Origin of the sequence: Shigella sp. FC1661, from assembly GCF_001712525.1 — a bacterium.
Classification (GTDB): Bacteria; Pseudomonadota; Gammaproteobacteria; order Enterobacterales; family Enterobacteriaceae; genus Escherichia; species Escherichia coli.
Map to the genome: position 1 here is coordinate 1 of NZ_MDGW01000206.1, position 3,470 is coordinate 3,470.

Here is a 3,470-nt window from a genome sequence, read left to right on the forward strand (position 1 = left end):
GTGCGTACCGGGCTGAGAGGCGGTGTAAGTGAACTGTAGTTGCCATGTTTTACGGCAATGAGAGCAGAGATAGCGCTGATGTCCGGCAGTGCTTTTGCCGTTACGCACCACGCCTTCAGTAGCGGAGCAGGAAGGACATCTGATGGAAATGGAAGCCACGCAAGCACCTTAAAATCACCATCATACACTAAATCAGTAAGTTGGCAGCATTACCGTCGAGCAATAAGATATAATTTTCAAGTGGACGATGCAAAATTTAGACGCGATAATGTAAAAGAAATAATTTCTACTTTATTCGCTAACAAAGTTGACGTTGACCATCCTGAAAATAAATACAAAGACTTTAAGGATCTCGAAGATAAAGTTGAAAAAAGGCTTCAAAATCGCCAGACGGAATATCAAAATGAAATTAATCAACTATCTGCGCCAGATGTTAATTTTGATGATATTTAAAATTATTTTTCCAGTTTTTTGATTTTTCAACGCCTGAATATCGGAAATAGTCAGTGACGAACATCAGTATTTTTACATCATTACGTCCGGGTCATTGTCGGTTTATCTCCTTTTACTTGTGGTAATTGAGGGATAACAACAAAAAAGGTGAGTTTTGCGACTCACCTTTTTTATTTGTTTCTTATTCAGAATCAATATCTTTTAAATCATCCTGAATCGCTTGTGCGTTCGGATTTTCCTGCGGTTTGAGTTCGCCGCCATTAGCGATGAAATCATGACGCTGGAAGTACGCTTCGCGCACCATAATATAAGGATCGGACGACTGACGCAGCAGACCATCGGAATCCAGCAGCTGAGCGCGGGTTTCGATCCCTTCAAGCGTCCATTTACCCACAGACATCGGCCAGGTCAGCCAGGAAAGAACCGGGTAAAGACCATCCGCCATATCACCACCGTCATCACGCAGCGTGAAGCTACCGTAGAACGGTAACTGAACGTAAGGCCCATAACCCACGCCATAATGACCAAGCGTACTACCGAAGCGGTGAGGTTCAGTCCGTTGCAGTTTCGGGTTCGCCATCCCTGCAACATCAATAAAGCCGCCCATCCCCAAAATGGTGTTCAGGAAAAAGCGGGTAAAGTGGACCATCCCCTGATAAGGGTCGCCCTGCAAGAAGTAGTTAACCATCACCGCAGGTTCTTCAAGGTTGCCGGTAAAGTTGCTCAAACCGTTACGCGCCGGTTGCGGAACATAATCACGCCAGGCGACAGCGACCGGTCGAACAATATACGGGTCTAATACATTGAAGTTGAAGTTGTACATGGTGCGGTTGAACCCTTCTAACGGGTCAGAACGCCCTTGCTGATCTGTACCGGAACTCGCACACCCCACCAGAAGCGTAGTTCCCAGAGCAAGCGCCGACAGGCGAAGCTTCATAAATGTCTCCCTGTTTTTTTATGGCTTATGCAGTTTGCCATCCATGACGGAACGATACCGTATCCGCCTGTTTAGGTGTGGGCGATTGTAACAGCACGTCAACTGATGTCCAGACGCCCTGATTTGCTGATTTGATCATAGCTTGGTAATCGCCGCCCTGTAGGCTACTTGATTCTATAGAAACAGAAAAAGGCAAACGCGGCCTTTTCTACATTTTCAGAGTAACTCCCGCCAGTTGCGAGCAAAAAAGCCGCTACGCTTTAGCTATACGTGCTAATTCAAGAGAAGAGACCATGGACAACGACAAAATTGATCAACACAGCGACGAAATTGAAGTTGAGAGCGAAGAAAAAGAGCGCGGCAAAAAAATAGAAATAGATGAAGATCGACTCCCCTCCCGGGCGATGGCAATTCATGAACATATCCGCCAGGATGGTGAAAAAGAGCTGGAACGCGACGCAATGGCACTACTGTGGTCAGCCATTGCGGCGGGTCTGTCGATGGGCGCTTCGTTACTGGCAAAAGGGATATTTCATGTCGAACTGGAAGGCGTGCCGGGCAGCTTCTTGTTGGAGAATCTCGGTTATACCTTTGGTTTTATTATCGTCATTATGGCCCGCCAGCAATTATTTACCGAAAACACCGTGACTGCGGTACTACCCGTCATGCAAAAACCGACAATGAGCAACGTCGGCTTACTTATGCGATTATGGGGCGTCGTGCTGCTGGGTAATATTCTCGGGACAGGTATTACTGCATGGGCATTTGAATATATGCCTATCTTCAATGAAGAAACTCACGATGCATTTGTCAAAATCGGCATGGATGTGATGAAGAATACCCCCAGCGAGATGTTTGCCAACGCGATCATTTCCGGCTGGCTGATCGCCACTATGGTTTGGATGTTTCCTGCAGCGGGTGCGGCAAAGATTGTGGTGATTATATTGATGACCTGGCTTATTGCACTGGGTGACACCACCCACATCGTTGTCGGTTCTGTAGAAATCCTCTATCTGGTGTTTAACGGCACGCTGCACTGGAGCGATTTCATTTGGCCCTTCGCACTACCTACTTTAGCGGGGAATATCTGCGGCGGCACCTTTATCTTCGCGTTAATGAGTCATGCACAGATCCGTAACGACATGAGCAACAAGCGCAAAGCAGAAGCACGCCAAAAAGCAGAACGTGCGGAAAACATTAAGAAAAATGATAAAAACCCAGCATAAATGGCGAGGGTTTAAGCAATCGAGCGGCAGTGTACTTACTCCGCAGTCCATTAGCGGGTATACTCATGCCGCATTGTCCTCTTAGTTAAATGGATATAACGAGCCCCTCCTAAGGGCTAATTGCAGGTTCGATTCCTGCAGGGGACACCATTTATCAGTTCGCTCCCATCCGTACCAGTCCGCAAAATCCCCTGAATATCAAGCCTTCCGTATATTCACGGTTCGTCATGGTTCGCGTCAGATCGTTGACAGCCGCACTCCATGACGGGTAAAAAGTGGATAAAATAATTTTACCCACCGGATTTTTACCCATGCTCACCGTTAAGCAGATTGAAGCAGCAAAGCCGAAAGAAAAACCATACCGCCTTCTCGATGGTAATGGCCTGTACCTTTATGTTCCTGTATCCGGGAAAAGGTATGGCAACTTCGCTACAAGATTGACGGTAAGGAAAAAATACTGACCGTAGGAAAATATCCGCTTATGACTTTGCAGGAGACAACAGATACCCTTCATACGAAACCTACCTTCACCCCGTAAAAGATGGGTTTGAAGTGGTCAACAAAAACTGGCCACCGAGTTAGAGTTTTTCCAGTATCGATTTTCCGATTCGTTTGGGGGTAACCCACCGTTATATTCGTGCGGTCTTAGTGCGCTGTAATATCCAACGATATAGTCCGTTATGGCGTGAGCTGCCTCGCTGAAGCTTACGTAACCCACCACCGGCATCCATTCGTTCTTCAGACTCCTGAAGAAGCGTTCCATTGGGCTGTTATCCCAGCAGTTTCCGCGCCGGCTCATACTCTGTCTGATCTGGTATCGCCACAATAACTGCCGGAACTGCCTGCTCGTATAA

General features: G+C 47.0%; 4 protein-coding genes, 1 tRNA gene and 2 pseudogenes. 4 read left to right on the forward strand and 3 right to left on the reverse strand.

All coding sequences use genetic code 11. The features are described from left to right. A partial coding sequence (locus BFF42_RS12750) for an IS1 family transposase (RefSeq protein WP_032277379.1) occupies window positions 1–159 on the reverse strand: 159 nt, incomplete at its 3' end. Window positions 160–210: 51 nt separating this feature from the next. Here BFF42_RS12750 and BFF42_RS26785 point away from each other — a divergent pair. Then, window positions 211–453: pseudogene (locus BFF42_RS26785) on the forward strand (hypothetical protein); the annotation flags it as partial. Window positions 454–634: 181 nt separating this feature from the next. On the opposite strand, the gene mlaA reads toward BFF42_RS26785, so the two are convergent. Then, entirely contained in the window at window positions 635–1,390 is a 756-nt protein-coding gene (gene mlaA, locus BFF42_RS12755; RefSeq protein ID WP_000776768.1) for a phospholipid-binding lipoprotein MlaA, read from the reverse strand. A gap of 293 nt (window positions 1,391–1,683) precedes the next feature. Here mlaA and BFF42_RS12760 point away from each other — a divergent pair, with 293 nt between their 5' ends. The 3 genes and pseudogenes from BFF42_RS12760 to BFF42_RS12770 form a co-directional block, all read left to right on the forward strand. Next, entirely contained in the window at window positions 1,684–2,616 is a 933-nt protein-coding gene (locus BFF42_RS12760; protein ID WP_000368136.1) for a formate/nitrite transporter family protein, read from the forward strand. A gap of 75 nt (window positions 2,617–2,691) precedes the next feature. Then, window positions 2,692–2,766, forward strand: a tRNA-Arg gene (locus BFF42_RS12765). Between the two features lie 161 nt (window positions 2,767–2,927). Then, window positions 2,928–3,133 (forward strand): annotated as a pseudogene (locus tag BFF42_RS12770) (Arm DNA-binding domain-containing protein); the annotation flags it as partial. Between the two features lie 39 nt (window positions 3,134–3,172). Here BFF42_RS12770 and BFF42_RS12775 read toward each other — a convergent pair. After that, a partial coding sequence (locus BFF42_RS12775) for an integrase core domain-containing protein (protein WP_140441451.1) occupies window positions 3,173–3,470 on the reverse strand: 298 nt, incomplete at its 5' end.

What these genes read in the sequence shown, in the direction of transcription:
- BFF42_RS12760 (WP_000368136.1), top strand. Translation starts at nt 1,684, where the DNA reads ATGGACAACGACAAAATTGATCAACACAGCGACGAAATTGAAGTTGAG.
- mlaA (WP_000776768.1), bottom strand. Translation starts at nt 1,390, where the DNA reads ATGAAGCTTCGCCTGTCGGCGCTTGCTCTGGGAACTACGCTTCTGGTG.